The following is a 14,555-nucleotide window of genomic DNA, read 5'->3' on the forward strand; positions in this document are numbered from 1 at the left end:
GCGTTGCCGCATCGGCTCGGGATGGGCGCGCCGAGGCGCGTGTGTTGACTGTGATCCAACAGCCCAAAAAAAGCCCATCTCATGGTGAGAGACGGGCTTTTTTTATGGCTTGCAGGCAGCGCCCTCATGGGGGCGCCGGGATCAATGCTCGGCCAGCAGGGGCTCTCCCTCCTGGCGTTTGTCGTGGATGGCAAAGCGATCGACCAGGGTGGCACTGGCGTCGTTCAGGCCGATGACCGCCACCTCTTTCCCCTCGCGGCGGAACTTGATGACCACCTTGTCGAGGGCCGTGATGGCGGTGATGTCCCAGAAGTGGGCGTGCGTCAGGTCGATGACCACCTTCTCCACTTCCTCCCTGAAATCGAAACTGGCCAGGAACTGCTCGGCGCTGGCAAAGAAGACCTGGCCCCGCACCAGATAGGTACGCACGGCGCCGCTGCGCTCGCTGTCGCTCTTGACCAGCATGACGCGGGCAACCTTGTGGGCGAAGAAGAGGGAGGCGAGCAGCACCCCCACGAAGACCCCGAGTGCCAGGTTGTGGGTCGCGACCACCACGGCGACGGTGGTTACCATCACCAGGTTGGTGGAGAGGGGGTGGCTCTTCAGGTTGCGTACCGACTCCCAGGAAAACGTGCCGATGGAGACCATGATCATCACGGCCACCAGGGCTGCCATGGGGATCTGACGGATCCACTCATCCATGAAGACCACCATCAGGATGAGCAGGGTCCCCGCCACGAAGGTGGAGAGGCGGCCGCGGCCACCGGATTTGATGTTGATGACGGACTGGCCAATCATGGCGCACCCCGCCATGCCTCCCAGCAGACCGGCGCCGATGTTGGCGATCCCCTGACCCTTGCACTCGCGGTTGCGATCGCTTGGGGTGTCGGTCATCTCGTCGACGATGGCTGCCGTCATCATGGACTCGAGCAGTCCCACCACCGCCAGCCCCGCTGAATAGGGGAAGATGATGGCCAGGGTCTCCAGATTGAGGGGGACGTCGGGCCAGAGGAAGACCGGCAGGGTATCGGGCAGCTCGCCCATGTCGCCCACGGTACGGATGTCGATGCCCAGGGTGATGGCCACCGCCGTCAGGATGACGATGCACAGCAGGGGGGAGGGGAGCAGTTTGCCCACCACGGGAACGAGCGGGAACAGATAGATGATGCCAAGCCCGGCTGCGGTCATGGCGTAGACCTGCCAGGTGACGTTGGTGAGCTCGGGCAGCTGGGCCATGAAGATAAGGATGGCCAGGGCGTTGACGAAGCCGGTCACCACGGAGCGGGAGACGAATCGCATCAGGCTGCCGAGCCTGAGGTAGCCCGCCGCTATCTGGAAGAGGCCGGTGAGCAGGGTGGCTGCCAGCAGATACTGCAGGCCATGTTCCCTGACCAGGGTCACCATCAGGAGCGCCATGGCGCCGGTGGCGGCAGAAATCATGCCGGGACGACCGCCGACGAAGGCGATGACCACGGCGATGCAGAAGGAGGCATAGAGGCCGACCTTGGGGTCGACGCCCGCAATGATGGAGAAGGCGATGGCCTCCGGGATCAGCGCCAGGGCGACGACGATGCCCGACAGCAGATCGCCCCGTATGTTGGAGAACCACTCTTGTCTTGCACGTTCCAGCATGGGGATTTTCTCGCTCGTTGAGGATCCATGGCCACAGGCCCGCAAATCAGGGGGAATGGCGGGGATCACAGGGTTGGATTGGCTGTTGATGGTCGGGTAAACCGGCCGGTCGGCATAACCGGAGTCAGGCGGCAGAGGCCGCACAGGGCAGGGTCAGGGCGGCGTGACGGCCACCCCAGAGCACATAACAGGCATAAGGGGCGCATGTTAACAGTCGGTGCCAGGCCGGGGAAGCCCGGATTGTTTTATCTAGCACAAGAGCAGCCAACATAGACCAAGCAAGGGGGCTCTGTCGCTTTCATCGGAGTGCCCGATGTGGTTATGGCGATAGCGAGGGGGGCAACACCATGGGACCGGCCACCGTACGGGCGGCCTCGTCACCGCGCAGTACCCGTACTATCTCGAGGGCGAACTCGATAGCGGTACCCGGGCCCTGGCTGGTGATCAGGCGATGGGCTTCATCGGTCACTACCCTTGCCGTGCTCAATTGTGTCGCGGGCAGACGGGCCTGAAAGCCCGGGTGGCAGGTGATGCTCGCATCCCCCAGCAAGCCGTGATGGTGCAGTACCACGGCGGGTGCGGCGCAGATGGCGGCGCGCCAGCGGCCGAGGTCTGCCTGCTCCCGTAGCAGGTCGATGGCGAGGGGGGTGTCGCGGATCACTTCGCTGCCGGGCAGACCGCCCGGCACGACCATGGCATCGAAGTCACGGGTGGTCAGCTCGTCGAGATGGCAATCCGCCACCAGTTGCACCCCGCGAGAGGCTCGGATCTGGCGCGCTCCAGTGGGGCAGCAGGAGGCCAGCACCACATCGATGCCACCCCGAACCAGGGTATCGACGATGGCAACCGTCTCTATCTCTTCCGACCCGGGGGCCACCAGTACCAGTACGTTCATCTTGCACTCCTTGCTTGCCAGCTGCTCTGCTCAGCGCTTCTCTTTGACGGCCTGATAGAGGCCCTGATTGACCGGCACCGCGATACCGTGAAGGGCGGCCTTGTTCAACAGGAAGCCGGTGATGGCTTCGATCTCGGTCTCGCGGCCCTGTTCCATGTCCTGATACATGGAAGAGTAATTGTCGGCGGTGAGCTCCACCACCATCATGACACGGCGTAGCAGCTCTTCGCTGCCGGTAGGCTGACCTTCGGCCCGCATGACGTCAGCCACTTCCACGCAGATTTGCTGCAGGACATCGGCAAAACGCAGGCCGGCCAATTCGCCGTTCTTGAGCTTGTAGAGCGCGGTGAGGGGATTGATGGCGCAGTTGACGGCGAGTTTCTGCCACTGGCGTGTCAGGATCTGCTCATCCCAGCCGGCCTGACCCAGAGCGCTGGCCAGCTCGTCGGCGAGGTGGGCATGGGCACGGGCCGCTTCGTTGACAGGGCCCAGCCAGGTCTCCCCCTTGCCGGTGTGGCGGAACACGAAGTGGCCGCTCTGCATGGCGCCATGGCTGGTGACGCCGGCGATCACCGGGTTGTCTGGGAAGAGTGCGACCACCTGATCGGCGATCCCCATGCCGTTGTGCAGCAGCACGATGGGCACCCCTGCCGCCAGTTGCCCGACCAGGGGAGTGAGGGCCGATATCACCTGCCCCGCCTTGGTCATGACCAGCAGGCGTTTGATGCTGCCCGGCTTGTCGATGAAGGCGCGTTTGATGGCCAGGAGCTGGGTATGCCCCTCAAGGGAGGTAAAGTCGACGCCGGGGTGCAAGGTGGCACGATGGTGCTCGCGCAGCAGGAGGCGGGTTGCTTGGCCGCTTTGGGTCAACAGGGAGGCGAAGACGCCGCCCAGGGCGCCGCAGCCCAGCAAGGTCCACTCGGGAGAGACAGGGTGACGGCGTGTTTTCAGGTTGTTGTCGCGTAATCCGCTTGGCATGAAGAGGCTCGATCATGGGAAGGGCTGCCATCCTGTCAACCGCCAACCCGGGATAAGGGAAGATGTCGCTTGGTGAATACCTGGAACCGATGCATGAGCTGACTGCCGGGTCGTGCTCAAGGCTCATGCGCAGCCAGGGAGCCTCATGTATGCATGACCATACGGGTGCCTGGGCTGCACTTCACCGAGTGTCGGACCTCTCGCGACTGCTCCTGAACGGGTTCTAACGGGTCTCACCATTCCTGTGCGCAGGGGATTCTAGCAGAGCAATCCCATCGAAATCAGCAAATTTGCCCGTTTTCTGGTAGATTTGCCCACCTGTCAGCACAACCTGAAGTACAGCATGAGGAGCCCGGCTATGCCGTCATTCGATATTGTCTCTGAAGTCAAAATGAACGAGGTGTTGAACGCCGTTGATAACGCCAACCGTGAACTGGCGACCCGTTTCGATTTTCGTGGTGTGGAAGCCAGCTTCGAATTGAACAAGGAAGAAGTGAAGCTGGAAGCCGATGCCGATTTCCAGCTCAAGCAGATGGTCGAGATCCTGCGCGGTGCTCTGCTCAAGCGCCAGATCGAGAACAGTTCCATGGACGTGGGTGACAGCGTCCACTCCGGCAAGCGTTTCCACCTGACCGTGAAGTTCAAGCAGGGGATCGACAAGGAAGTGGCCAAGAAGCTGGTGAAGCTCATCAAGGATTCCAAGATCAAGGTGCAGGCCGCCATCCAGGGCGACGAGGTGCGGGTCACCGGCAAGAAGCGCGACGATCTGCAAGAGACCATGGCTCTGGTGCGTGGCGCCGAACTGGGCCAGCCGATGCAGTTCCAGAACTTCCGCGATTGATGGCGAACGGGGAGGGCGCGGCTCTCCCCCACTGCCAGCATGAGGGCATAAAAAAACCGGAGCAGCTGCTCCGGTTTTTTGTGTCCGTGTGATGAGTTCGATTAGAACTTGTAGGTCACGGAGAAGTAGTGGCCGAAACCAGTGGTCTTCAGACCGTAGGAACCGTTCTGGATGCCGTAGATGTCGTTGAAGTACTTCAGACCGTAACCGACGGCGTAGCGGTCGGAGTGCCAGTACAGGCCGTTGAACATGGCGGTACCGTCGGTGGAAGTGTCCTTGGCATCAAACAGGTGATCCAGGTAACCCTGATAGGCTACGAAGCTGCCGTTGGAGAAGGTGTAGAAAGGCTTGAACCAGTTCATGGAGAACTGATAGCCGTTCCAGCCCTGCTCGCCACCGCCTTCATTGACGTGACGGGCATACAGGTTCATGCCCATTTTGCCGAACCAAGGCACCATGACGTCTGCACCCAAACCGGTCATGGCTTCAAACAGACCATCCGGACCACCTACGTTGATCAGGTTGGCGATGTAGACTTCCTGCACCGGGCCGAAGGAGAGATCTTTGCCGGTCATGGCATCGATGGAGATGCGCGGTGCAAATTTGATGAACAGGTTGTCCTGGTTGTGCTTGTCGTCGTGACGGTTCTGGAAGATGTCGAATACGTCGACGTAACCGTACAGATCGAAGATACCGGAACGGCCACCAAACTCCATTTCGAAGTAGGTATCGTTGTAACCACCTTCGGACTCAGCGTAGGGCAGCTGGTCGATGGTGTGCATCACGTTGAACTGGAACCACTTGTAGTCGTTCTTGTGGATGTCGCCGCTGTAGTCGGCAGCGAAGGCCGGAGTGGCGGAGGCAGCCAGCAGACCGGCAGCGATCAGAGTCTTGGTAAATTTGGCCATTTTATTGGTCTCTTGTGCGTTAGTTGAGGTTTTCCGTAGCCTGCCCACAAGGAGCGGGAGGGATTCTAGCCAAATAAATTCAACGGATAAACAAGCACCAGGGAACTTTGTCAGGATTTGTGAATCTAATCACCCCCTAAAATGCGCAAACGCTTGCTATTTGTGCGTTTGTAGTGACAAGGTGCTGCCTCGTTTGGCAACCATGATGATCAGGATCATCACCGGAATGCCGAGCAGACTGGTGCCGATGAAGAAGTGGCTGTAGCCGATCTGCTCCACCACGCGACCAGAAAACCCCGCCAGCAACTTGGGCAGCAACAGCATGATGGAGCTGAACAGGGCGTACTGGGTGGCGGAGAAGGCGACGTTGGTGAGGCTCGATAGATAGGTTACAAACGCAGCCGTCGCTATGCCGGCGCTGAGGTTGTCCAGCGAGATGATCAGAGTCAGCAGCTCCAGGTTGTGGCCCACTTCGTTGAGGAGAGCGAACAGCAGGTTGGTGCTGGCGGTCAGCACGGCGCCGAGGAACAGGATGCGCAGGGTGCCAAAGCGCATCACCAGCACGCCCCCGAGCGCGGCCCCCACCAGCGTCATGATGACGCCATAGACCTTGGTGATGGTGGCCACTTCCGTCTTGCTGAACTGCAGATCCACATAGAAACTGTTGGACATCACCCCCATCACCACGTCCGAGATGCGATAGCAGGCGATAAGCCCGAGGATCAGCAGGGCCGAGGAGCCGTAGCGACGGAAGAAGTCGGCGAAGGGACACCAGATGGCCTCGTAGGTCCAGGCCCCCAGCCCGGCCAGCATGGGTGACCAACCCCGTGCCAGCAGGGTGGCCTTGCGCGCCATCTGCTGCTCGTCCTGACTCTTGAGATCGATCTGCGGCTCGTGACTCATCAGGGTGGTGAGGATGCCAAGAGACATCAGCCCTCCCATCAGCAGATAGGTGAGCTGCCAGCCGCGATAGTCATAGCCGCTGTTGCTGCCGAGCCAGGCCGCCAGCGCAAGCGCCCCCGCTCCCGCCATGATCATGGCGAGTCGATACCCCGTCATATAGGACGCGGCCATGGCCGCCTGCAGCCGCTCGGGAGCGGATTCGATGCGATAGGCGTCGATGACGATGTCCTGGGTGGCAGAGGAGAAGGCCACCAGCAGGGCGAAGAGGGCCAGCTGGGCGAGCTGGGTCTTGGGATCGCAATAGGCCATCCCCACCAGGGAGAGGGCGATCAGCACCTGGGAGAACAGCATCCAGCTGCGTCGCCGCCCAAGCAGCCGTGACAGCAGGGGCAGGGGCAGCCGATCCACCAGGGGCGACCACAGCCACTTGAAACCGTAGGCCAGGGCTACCCAGCTCATGTAGCCAATGTCGGTCAGGCTGACATCCGCTTCGCGCAGCCAGAACGAGAGGGTGCCAAAGACCAGCAGCAAGGGCAGGCCGGAGGAGAATCCCATGGCAAACAGGATGAGTACCCGCGCTTCCAGATAGACGGCGAGGGCATCTCGCCAGCGGGTGGCGCGGCCCGGTGTGTGGCTGGGCGGGCGGAGATTGTTCAACTGCCTGACTCCTCGGGGAAAAGGGGGTCATTTTGTCAGGTTCGGCAGGCGTAGCCAAGGCAAGCCGAGTGGCGGGCGGCAGGTTTCAGGGGCGCGAGCCGATGCAGTGGTGCGGGCAGGGGCCCTCGTCGGCGAGAAAATTGGCGCAGGCCATGAGTTGCAGGCGCAGCGCGTCATCACAAAGGAGGCGCTGCTCATCCCACAGGTGCAGGCTGTGAAGCAGATGCCAGAACACCCCTTCCTGTGCGTTGGCGGGAGCCTTGTCCATGGGGATCACGCAGAGCGCCTGCCAATGGGAGAGGAGCTGCCAGCTCAAGTCCTCCAGCTGCTGGTAGGGAATCTTGCGTGCCAGAAAATGGCGAACCGCCTGGGCTAGCGGGCCGGCGTGTTGGGCTATGTAATCATGACAGGTCACCGGTTCCTCCTTCTGGTTCTGCTCCCCGATGCGTGGCACACATCGGGGAGCAGAGTATAGAAAAAGAGATTGGTGACCCGTTCAGGGACGCGGTGGAATGTGATCCGGGCCGCGTTATTTGTCCGCGAGCAGCACCACTTTCTTCAGGATGATGGGGCTGGTGGGGACGTCGTTGGCACGCAGGATGGAGCTGTAGCCGGTCTGGACCTGGGCCAGTTTGTCCAGCACCTCCATCCCCTTCACGACCTGGCCGAACACGGTGTAACCGGCGCCGGCATTGGCGTTGAGGTTGTCGTTGTCCACCAGATTGAAATAGAACTGGCGAGTGGCGCTGTCGACCGCCTGGGTGCGGGCCATGGCGATGGTGCCGCGCTTGTTGGGCAGGCCGCCTCTGGACTCGTTGACCACGGGATCGAAGGTCGGCAGGGGCTGGAACTGCTGGTTGTAGCCCCCACCCTGCACCACGAAGTTCTGGATCACCCGGTGGAACAGGCTACCGTCATAGCTGCCGTCTGCCACGTAGCGCAGGAAGTTCTTCACGGTCTGGGGCGCCTGTTTGGGGGCCAGCTCCACGACGATGGTGCCATGGTTGGTCTCCATCTGGACTTTTTGACCGGCAAAAGCCAGGGGGGCGATCAGGGTGACCAGTAACCAGAGTTTCTTCATTTATATGTCCTCGCTCAGCTCGGCTGGCCCTTGAGATAACCGCGCAGTGCCTCGTCGGCCATGATCTGCTGCAGCACGCTGCCCAGCTGCTGGTTCAGAGTGGATTCCAGATCGGCCATGCTCGGCTCGCCCGGGCTCTCTTTGCTGGAGGACATGTTGAACTGCTTGGTCAGCTTGCTGCCCTGGAAGTCGGCAATCACCTGCAGGCTGACGCGGGACTTGGTGACATAGGTGAAGGTCTTCTCTTCCACGGTGACGGCGGCAGTGGAGATGGCCAGCGTCAGGTTGGTGGTGCCGCTGTTGCCCACTTCCAGGCCCTGGCTGCGCAGCCCTTCCGCGAGTTTTTCAGCCAGCAGGCTGTTGAGAGGCTGACTGCTGTTCACCAGCACAGGGGCCTTCTCTTTCTTCTTGATGGAGAAGACATAGGCGGCTTCACGCTTGTCCACCCCTTCCATGGTGATGCGGTTGCCGGAGTAGTACTGCTGGTTGGAGGGGATGACTTGCGGGTTGAGCAGGGCGCTCTCGGGCCAGTGAGTAGCACAACCGCCCAATACCAGAGCGGCCAGCAGCAAGAGTGACTTTTTCATCATGGGTTTCCTTTAGCTTTATCTTTAGCGTTTGATGGCTTTCAAAATAACGAATTTGCTGTTCGACGCAACGACTTGTGCGTTGCCAAACAGGCGCTTGAGTTTGTTGTGATAGTCCAGATGACGGTTGCCTACTATCCAGAGTTCGCCCCCCTGAGGCAACACCCGGTGGGCGTCGCTGAACATCTGCCAGGCGATGTGATCGGTGATCGCCTGCAACTGATGGAAGGGGGGATTGCAGAGGATCCTGTCCGCTGCCCCGACGGGAACGTCATCGAGACAGTTGTTGACCATGAAGTGGGCACGGGGCAGGGCATCGGGCAGGTTGTGCTCGACGTTGAGCCGTGCGGACGCCACCGCCATCCGGGATTCGTCGATGAAGGTCACCTCCACCTCGCTGTCCCGCGCGAGCAGGGAGAGCCCGAGCACGCCGTTGCCACAGCCCAGATCGATCACCCTGCGGGCACTGTGGATGGGCAGGTTGTCCAGCATGAAGCGGGCGCCGATATCCAGGCTGGTGCGCGAGAACACGTTGGCATGGTTGTGGATGAGCATGTCGGTGCCTTCCAGCGGCCAGACGGTCGGGAAGGGACTGGTCAGGGACGGGCGCTCGGCGGCCGGGGTGCAATGAATGAGGCGCGCCTTCTTCCAGGCGAGCGAGGTGCGGGTCTCCCCCAGATACTTTTCGAACAGCTTGAGGGTGGAGGTGTGGATGTCCTTGGCCTTGCCGGCAGCAATGATGCGGGTCGCAGGGGTCACGACCCCGCGCAGGGCAAGCAGTTGCTGCTCCAGCAGCGCCTGATACTTGGAGACCTTGATCACCACCAGGGCGGGGGCATCGGGCAGGGGGGCCAGGGCATCCTGCAGGGTGATGGAGTGGGGATCCAGCCCGTTTTCCGCCAGGTTGGCCAGGGTGGCCCGCTCGCTGATGTGGGAGTCGGTCACGCAGACGGGGGCGTGGGCATGCAGGTAGCCTGCCAGGGCACCGAAGCCGTCGTTCATGATGATGACGGGGCCGTCAGGTGCCTGCTGCGATTCGGCAAGGTGGCTTATCAGGTACTCGTCCGCCGCATCCCAGGCCTGCAGGGGGTCCTGGCTCTGCCGTGGGTAACGATACAGGGTCAGGCGGCAGTGGGCCGTGTCGAGCAGGGTTTGCATAGGCAAGAGTCCAACGTGTGATTGATGAATGGCGACCGTCTGCCCCGTGTTGCCCGGCAGCGGTGAAAGTGGCGCTATTCTAGCGGCGGCGGAGAAATTCACCAGTCCGGTGCGGCGAGAGCGAGCGGATCCTTCGTACCTGATGCATCGGGCGCACAACCCTGGCTACAATGGCCGGATATTCAACGAGGAGTCCTTACCGTGAGCATGCAACAACAGATAGAGGCCAAGCTGGCCGCCGCGCTCTCCCCGAGCCACCTGGAAGTGATCAATGAGAGCTACATGCACAGGGTGGCACCGGGCTCCGAAAGCCACTTCAAGGTAGTCGTGGTGAGCCAGGCGTTTGAGGGACAGCGTTTGCTGGGTCGCCATCGTCAGGTGAACGGGGTGCTGGCCGACGAGCTGGCGGGAGCCATTCATGCATTGGCGCTGCATACCTATACCGAATCCGAGTGGCAGGCCAGGGAGCAGGCGCCAAAGACGCCGGGTTGCGTCAGCAAATCCCCCTTTGCGTGAGCCGTTGGACCTTCTGATGGCGCCTTCCTCGGGCCATTAACAGCGCTATCACGAATGGTGTGCCGCCAGGGATGAGGGGTGTAGCATTATTTTTTCTAATCCTTTTCCTTACGCCTGAAAAATACCTCTATATGGTTGGTTTTGCGAAAAGTCCTTTAAAACCACGGTTTGCAAGGACGTGCGCGAAATATTCAGTGAAGGTTAATTTTGTGATAGGGCGGGGATTTTCCCCATTTGGCGTGGCGGCTAACTCGCCTAAGGTGGTAAACTCAGGCGCTTTTGAATGATCCTGTATGTTGCTGATTTGTTTATTTCTTCGACAGCTTTCCGCGATGTTGACGGGCTCATTCAACAACTCGTCGTGATGTATTTCTCGGCGCTAACCAACCTGTCTTCCCTTAACGGTAGTGCAAGTGAGTATGATTACAATTAAAAGAGGACTGGACATCCCCGTGCTGGGTGCTCCGGAGCAAGTAATCTACGATGGCCCGGCCATCACCCGTGTTGCTACACTCGGCGAAGAGTTCGTGGGGATGCGTCCTACTATGTTTGTCAAAGTAGGTGATCGCGTCATTAAAGGTCAGGAGCTCTTCGAAGATAAGAAGAATCCCGGCGTTAAATTCACGGCCCCTGCCACCGGTGTGGTTTCTGAGATCAACCGTGGTGCCAAGCGTGTTCTCCAGTCCGTCGTCATCGACATCGATGGGTCCGACGAGCAGGTGACCTTTGAGCATTTTGCCTCCGCCGAGCTGGCACAGCTCGAGCGCAGCAAGGTGCAGGAGATCCTGGTCGCATCAGGCCAATGGACCGCGCTGCGTACCCGCCCGTTCAGCAAGGTGCCGGCCGTGGGCTCCACCCCGCGCGCCATCTTCGTCACCGCCATGGACACCAACCCGCTGGCCGCCAGTGCGGAGCTGATCATCAAGGAACAGGCCCAGGCCTTCCTCGACGGTCTGGCCGTGCTGACCCGCCTGACCGATGGTACCGTCCACGTCTGCAAGGGCGAAGCCAGCCTGCCGCACTCCTCCCTGGCCCAGGTCAAGGAAGCCGTGTTCGTCGGTCCGCATCCCGCCGGTCTGCCGGGCACCCACATCCACTTCCTGGATCCGGTCGGTGCCAACAAGGTGCAGTGGCACATCAACTATCAGGACGTGATCGCTTACGGCAAGCTGTTCACCACCGGCCAGATCTTTACCGACAAGGTGATCTCCCTGGCTGGCCCGAACGTCATCAAGCCGCGTCTGCTGCGTACCCGTCTGGGTGCCAGCCTCAGCCAGCTGACCAACAACGAGCTGCGTGCGGACGAAAACCGCATCATCTCCGGTTCCCTGCTGAGCGGTGCCAAGGCCGAAGGGGTCCATGACTACCTGGGTCGCTTCCACAACCAGGTGAGCGTGCTGGGCGAAGGCCGTGAGAAAGAGTTCATGGGCTGGGTCAAACCCAGTGCCAACAAGTTCTCCATCACCCGTACCACCCTCTCTCACCTGATGAAGGGCAAACTCATCAACTTCACTACCACCACCAACGGTAGTGATCGCTCCATGGTGCCTATCGGCAACTATGAGCGTGTGATGCCGCTCGACATCCTGCCGACCCTGCTGCTGCGGGATCTGATCTCCGGTGATACCGACAGCGCGCAGGCGCTCGGCTGCCTGGAGCTGGATGAGGAAGATTTGGCGCTCTGTACCTTCGTCTGCCCCGGCAAGACAGAGTACGGCCCCGTCTTGCGTGAGTGCCTGACCAAGATCGAACTGGAAGGTTAAGCGATGAGTTTCAAGCAACTTCTTGAAAATATGGAACATCACTTCGAGCCGGGTGGCAAGTACGCAAAGTACTATGCCTTGTTCGAAGCGGCGTACACCCTGTTTTATACCCCGGGTTCCGTGACCCGCAATGCCGCCCATGTCCGTGATGCGATCGATCTGAAGCGCATGATGATCATGGTGTGGCTGGCTGTGTTCCCGGCCATGTTCTGGGGCATGTACAACGTCGGCAACCAGTCTATCGCCGCTATCGCCCACATGGGCAGCGCGGCCGGTGCCGATTCCTGGCAATACGCCCTGGCCACCCTGTTCGGTGCCTCGCTGGATCCGGCCGTCGCCGGCATCGGCAGCAAGATGCTGATCGGTGCGGCGCACTTCTTCCCGATCTACATCACCGTCTTCATCGTCGGTGGTTTCTGGGAAGTGTTGTTCGCCATGGTGCGCAAGCACGAGATCAACGAAGGCTTCTTCGTGACCTCCATCCTGTTCGCCCTGATCGTGCCGCCCGAGCTGCCCCTGTGGCAAGCTGCCCTGGGTATCACCTTCGGTGTGGTGCTGGCCAAGGAAGTGTTCGGTGGTACCGGCAAAAACTTCCTGAACCCGGCGTTGGCGGGTCGTGCCTTCCTGTTCTTCGCCTACCCGGGTCAAATCTCCGGTGATGCGGTCTGGGTTGCCGTTGACGGCTTCTCCGGCGCAACCGCACTGAGCCAGTGGGCCCAGGGCGGCCAGATGGCGCTGATCAACGGTGCCACCGGTGAAGCCATCAGCTGGATGGATGCCTTCCTTGGCAACCTGCCCGGTTCCATCGGTGAAGTTTCCACCCTGATGATCCTCATCGGCGCAGCCATGATCGTCTACATGCGCATCGCCTCCTGGCGCATCATCGCCGGCGTCATGGTCGGCATGGTCGCGACCTCCCTGCTGTTCAACGTCATCGGTTCCGATACCAACCCCATGTTCAGCATGCCGTGGCACTGGCACCTGGTGTTAGGTGGCTTCGCGTTCGGCATGGCCTTCATGGCGACCGACCCCGTTTCCGCTGCCTTCACCAACAAGGGCAAGTGGTGGTATGGCGCCCTGATCGGCGTGATGGTGGTGCTGATCCGGGTAGTGAACCCTGCATTCCCGGAAGGCATGATGCTGGCCATTCTGTTCGCCAACCTGTTTGCCCCCTTGTTTGACCATTTCGTGGCACAGGCGAACATCAAGCGGAGGATCGCACGTGGCGTTTAATAAAGACTCTACTACCGGCACTCTCGCCGTAGTGACCGGTCTGTGTCTGGTCTGCTCCATCGTGGTCTCCGTGGCCGCCGTGGGTCTGCGTCCGGCCCAGCTGGAAAACAAGGCGCTGGACAAGCAAAGCAACATCCTGTCCGTCGCCGGCGTCGACATCAGCGCTGTGGCCAAGCGTGACCTGGCCCAGCTCTATGGCGACAAGATTGAAGCGCGTCTGGTGGATCTGACCACTGGTGAGTTCGTTGACGGCGATGCCGACAACTTCGACACCAAGGTTGCCGCCAAGGACCCGGCCAAGAGCATCCGTCTGGCCCCGGCCGACGACAAGGCCGGCCTGCGTCAAATCTCCAAACTGATCCCGGTGTTCTTCGCCAAAGATGCCGAAGGCAAGGTCGACAACATCATCCTGCCGATCTACGGCCAGGGTCTGTGGTCCACCATGTACGCCTTCGTAGCAGTCGCGGCCGATGGCCAGACCATCAAGGGCATCACCTACTATGACCACGGTGAAACCCCGGGTCTGGGTGGCGAGATCGAGAATCCGGCCTGGCGCGAGCTGTTCGTCGGCAAGAAGCTGTTCGACCAGAACGGCCAGCCTGCGCTGCGGGTGATCAAGGGCCATGCTCCGGCTGGTTCCGAGCATGAAGTCGACGGCCTGTCTGGTGCAACCCTGACCGGTAATGGTGTACAGCACACCTTCGACTTCTGGATGGGCCCCAAGGGCTTCGGTCCCTTCCTGGCCAAAGTACGTGCAGGAGAAATCAACAATGGCTGACAAGAGCGAAATGAAAAAGTTGCTGTTGACGCCTGTGCTCGGCAACAACCCCATCGCACTGCAGGTGCTGGGTGTCTGTTCCGCGCTGGCCGTTACCAGCCAGATGAAGACGGCGTTCGTGATGACGCTGGCCGTTACTGCGGTCACCGCCTTCTCCAACCTGTTCATCTCCCTGATCCGCAACCAGATCCCGAACAGCGTGCGGATCATCGCCCAGATGGCGGTGATTGCCTCGCTGGTTATCGTGGTTGACCAGGTGCTCAAGGCGTATGCCTATGACATCTCCAAGCAACTGTCGGTGTTCGTCGGCCTCATCATCACCAACTGTATCGTGATGGGTCGTGCCGAAGCCTACGCCATGAAGAGTGCCCCGCTGCCCTCCTTCCTGGACGGTATCGGCAACGGTCTGGGTTATGGCGCCGTGCTGCTGACCGTGGCCACCGTGCGCGAGATCCTGGGTTCCGGCACCTGGTTCGGCATCGAGCTGCTGCCGCTGGTGAACAATGGTGGCTGGTATGTGCCCAACGGCCTGCTGCTGCTGCCGCCGAGTGCTTTCTTCATCATTGGTCTGATCATCTGGGGCGTGCGCACCAAGGATCCCAAGCAGGTGGAGGCGAAGGATTAA

General features: G+C 60.6%; 15 protein-coding genes. 6 read left to right on the forward strand and 9 right to left on the reverse strand.

The features are described from left to right. Positions 1-141 precede the first annotated feature (141 nt). The 3 genes from J9893_RS16620 to J9893_RS16630 all read right to left on the reverse strand — a co-directional run bounded on the left by J9893_RS16620 (position 142) and on the right by J9893_RS16630 (position 3,505). On the reverse strand, positions 142-1,632 hold the full coding sequence (locus J9893_RS16620) for a SulP family inorganic anion transporter (protein ID WP_134997567.1): 1,491 nt from the start codon (positions 1,630-1,632) through the stop codon (positions 142-144). Between the two features lie 319 nt (positions 1,633-1,951). Next, a complete protein-coding gene (locus tag J9893_RS16625) occupies positions 1,952-2,527 on the reverse strand; it encodes a DJ-1 family glyoxalase III (protein WP_128296725.1) in 576 nt (191 codons plus the stop codon). Between the two features lie 30 nt (positions 2,528-2,557). Continuing rightward, a complete protein-coding gene (locus tag J9893_RS16630; RefSeq protein WP_210601687.1) occupies positions 2,558-3,505 on the reverse strand; it encodes a 2-dehydropantoate 2-reductase in 948 nt (315 codons plus the stop codon). Between the two features lie 358 nt (positions 3,506-3,863). On the opposite strand from J9893_RS16630, the gene J9893_RS16635 reads away from it, so the two are divergent. Further along, positions 3,864-4,346 (forward strand): YajQ family cyclic di-GMP-binding protein, encoded by a 483-nt coding sequence (locus J9893_RS16635; RefSeq protein WP_010673357.1) that lies wholly within the window; start codon positions 3,864-3,866, stop codon positions 4,344-4,346. A gap of 101 nt (positions 4,347-4,447) precedes the next feature. Here J9893_RS16635 and J9893_RS16640 read toward each other — a convergent pair whose 3' ends face one another. From J9893_RS16640 to J9893_RS16665, 6 genes are all read right to left on the reverse strand, one after another. Further along, positions 4,448-5,254 (reverse strand): outer membrane protein OmpK, encoded by an 807-nt coding sequence (locus J9893_RS16640; RefSeq protein WP_039040713.1) that lies wholly within the window; start codon positions 5,252-5,254, stop codon positions 4,448-4,450. 156 nt (positions 5,255-5,410) lie between these two features. Next, positions 5,411-6,712, reverse strand: coding sequence for an MFS transporter (locus J9893_RS16645; protein WP_246875632.1), 1,302 nt, complete (start codon positions 6,710-6,712; stop codon positions 5,411-5,413). 187 nt (positions 6,713-6,899) lie between these two features. Beyond that, positions 6,900-7,229 carry a hypothetical protein gene (locus tag J9893_RS16650; RefSeq protein WP_119197398.1) on the reverse strand — a complete coding sequence of 110 codons (330 nt, stop codon included), beginning with the start codon at positions 7,227-7,229 and terminating at the stop codon, positions 6,900-6,902. A gap of 114 nt (positions 7,230-7,343) precedes the next feature. After that, entirely contained in the window at positions 7,344-7,895 is a 552-nt protein-coding gene (locus tag J9893_RS16655; protein WP_010673361.1) for a peptidylprolyl isomerase, read from the reverse strand. Positions 7,896-7,909: 14 nt separating this feature from the next. Beyond that, the gene (locus J9893_RS16660; protein ID WP_010673362.1) at positions 7,910-8,482 is read right to left on the reverse strand and encodes a YajG family lipoprotein; all 573 of its coding nucleotides are present in this window, start codon (positions 8,480-8,482) and stop codon (positions 7,910-7,912) included. Positions 8,483-8,506: 24 nt separating this feature from the next. Next, positions 8,507-9,640 (reverse strand): methyltransferase, encoded by a 1,134-nt coding sequence (locus J9893_RS16665; protein ID WP_052816330.1) that lies wholly within the window; start codon positions 9,638-9,640, stop codon positions 8,507-8,509. A 207-nt stretch (positions 9,641-9,847) separates the two neighbouring features. On the opposite strand from J9893_RS16665, the gene J9893_RS16670 reads away from it, so the two are divergent. The 5 genes from J9893_RS16670 to J9893_RS16690 all read left to right on the forward strand — a co-directional run bounded on the left by J9893_RS16670 (position 9,848) and on the right by J9893_RS16690 (position 14,555). Next, positions 9,848-10,156 (forward strand): BolA/IbaG family iron-sulfur metabolism protein, encoded by a 309-nt coding sequence (locus tag J9893_RS16670; RefSeq protein WP_010673364.1) that lies wholly within the window; start codon positions 9,848-9,850, stop codon positions 10,154-10,156. Between the two features lie 419 nt (positions 10,157-10,575). After that, positions 10,576-11,919, forward strand: a complete 1,344-nt coding sequence (locus J9893_RS16675; protein WP_029313920.1) for a Na(+)-translocating NADH-quinone reductase subunit A — start codon at positions 10,576-10,578, stop codon at positions 11,917-11,919. A gap of 3 nt (positions 11,920-11,922) precedes the next feature. After that, the gene (locus J9893_RS16680; protein ID WP_010673367.1) at positions 11,923-13,152 is read left to right on the forward strand and encodes an NADH:ubiquinone reductase (Na(+)-transporting) subunit B; all 1,230 of its coding nucleotides are present in this window, start codon (positions 11,923-11,925) and stop codon (positions 13,150-13,152) included. Then, the gene (locus J9893_RS16685) at positions 13,142-13,930 is read left to right on the forward strand and encodes a Na(+)-translocating NADH-quinone reductase subunit C (RefSeq protein WP_052816328.1); all 789 of its coding nucleotides are present in this window, start codon (positions 13,142-13,144) and stop codon (positions 13,928-13,930) included. Before J9893_RS16680 ends, J9893_RS16685 begins: the two co-directional genes overlap by 11 nt. After that, positions 13,923-14,555: an NADH:ubiquinone reductase (Na(+)-transporting) subunit D gene (locus tag J9893_RS16690; protein ID WP_005303545.1), complete on the forward strand. Its 633-nt coding sequence runs from the start codon at positions 13,923-13,925 to the stop codon at positions 14,553-14,555. Before J9893_RS16685 ends, J9893_RS16690 begins: the two co-directional genes overlap by 8 nt.

The organism is Aeromonas sp. MaB10011B, from assembly GCF_017939325.1.
Lineage (GTDB): Bacteria > Pseudomonadota > Gammaproteobacteria > Enterobacterales > Aeromonadaceae > Aeromonas > Aeromonas caviae.

What these genes read in the sequence shown, in the direction of transcription:
- J9893_RS16620 (WP_134997567.1), bottom strand. Translation starts at nt 1,632, where the DNA reads ATGCTGGAACGTGCAAGACAAGAGTGGTTCTCCAACATACGGGGCGAT.
- J9893_RS16625 (WP_128296725.1), bottom strand. Translation starts at nt 2,527, where the DNA reads ATGAACGTACTGGTACTGGTGGCCCCCGGGTCGGAAGAGATAGAGACG.
- J9893_RS16630 (WP_210601687.1), bottom strand. Translation starts at nt 3,505, where the DNA reads ATGCCAAGCGGATTACGCGACAACAACCTGAAAACACGCCGTCACCCT.
- J9893_RS16635 (WP_010673357.1), top strand. Translation starts at nt 3,864, where the DNA reads ATGCCGTCATTCGATATTGTCTCTGAAGTCAAAATGAACGAGGTGTTG.
- J9893_RS16640 (WP_039040713.1), bottom strand. Translation starts at nt 5,254, where the DNA reads ATGGCCAAATTTACCAAGACTCTGATCGCTGCCGGTCTGCTGGCTGCC.
- J9893_RS16645 (WP_246875632.1), bottom strand. Translation starts at nt 6,712, where the DNA reads ATGGGATTCTCCTCCGGCCTGCCCTTGCTGCTGGTCTTTGGCACCCTC.
- J9893_RS16655 (WP_010673361.1), bottom strand. Translation starts at nt 7,895, where the DNA reads ATGAAGAAACTCTGGTTACTGGTCACCCTGATCGCCCCCCTGGCTTTT.
- J9893_RS16660 (WP_010673362.1), bottom strand. Translation starts at nt 8,482, where the DNA reads ATGAAAAAGTCACTCTTGCTGCTGGCCGCTCTGGTATTGGGCGGTTGT.
- J9893_RS16665 (WP_052816330.1), bottom strand. Translation starts at nt 9,640, where the DNA reads ATGCAAACCCTGCTCGACACGGCCCACTGCCGCCTGACCCTGTATCGT.
- J9893_RS16670 (WP_010673364.1), top strand. Translation starts at nt 9,848, where the DNA reads ATGCAACAACAGATAGAGGCCAAGCTGGCCGCCGCGCTCTCCCCGAGC.
- J9893_RS16675 (WP_029313920.1), top strand. Translation starts at nt 10,576, where the DNA reads ATGATTACAATTAAAAGAGGACTGGACATCCCCGTGCTGGGTGCTCCG.
- J9893_RS16680 (WP_010673367.1), top strand. Translation starts at nt 11,923, where the DNA reads ATGAGTTTCAAGCAACTTCTTGAAAATATGGAACATCACTTCGAGCCG.
- J9893_RS16690 (WP_005303545.1), top strand. Translation starts at nt 13,923, where the DNA reads ATGGCTGACAAGAGCGAAATGAAAAAGTTGCTGTTGACGCCTGTGCTC.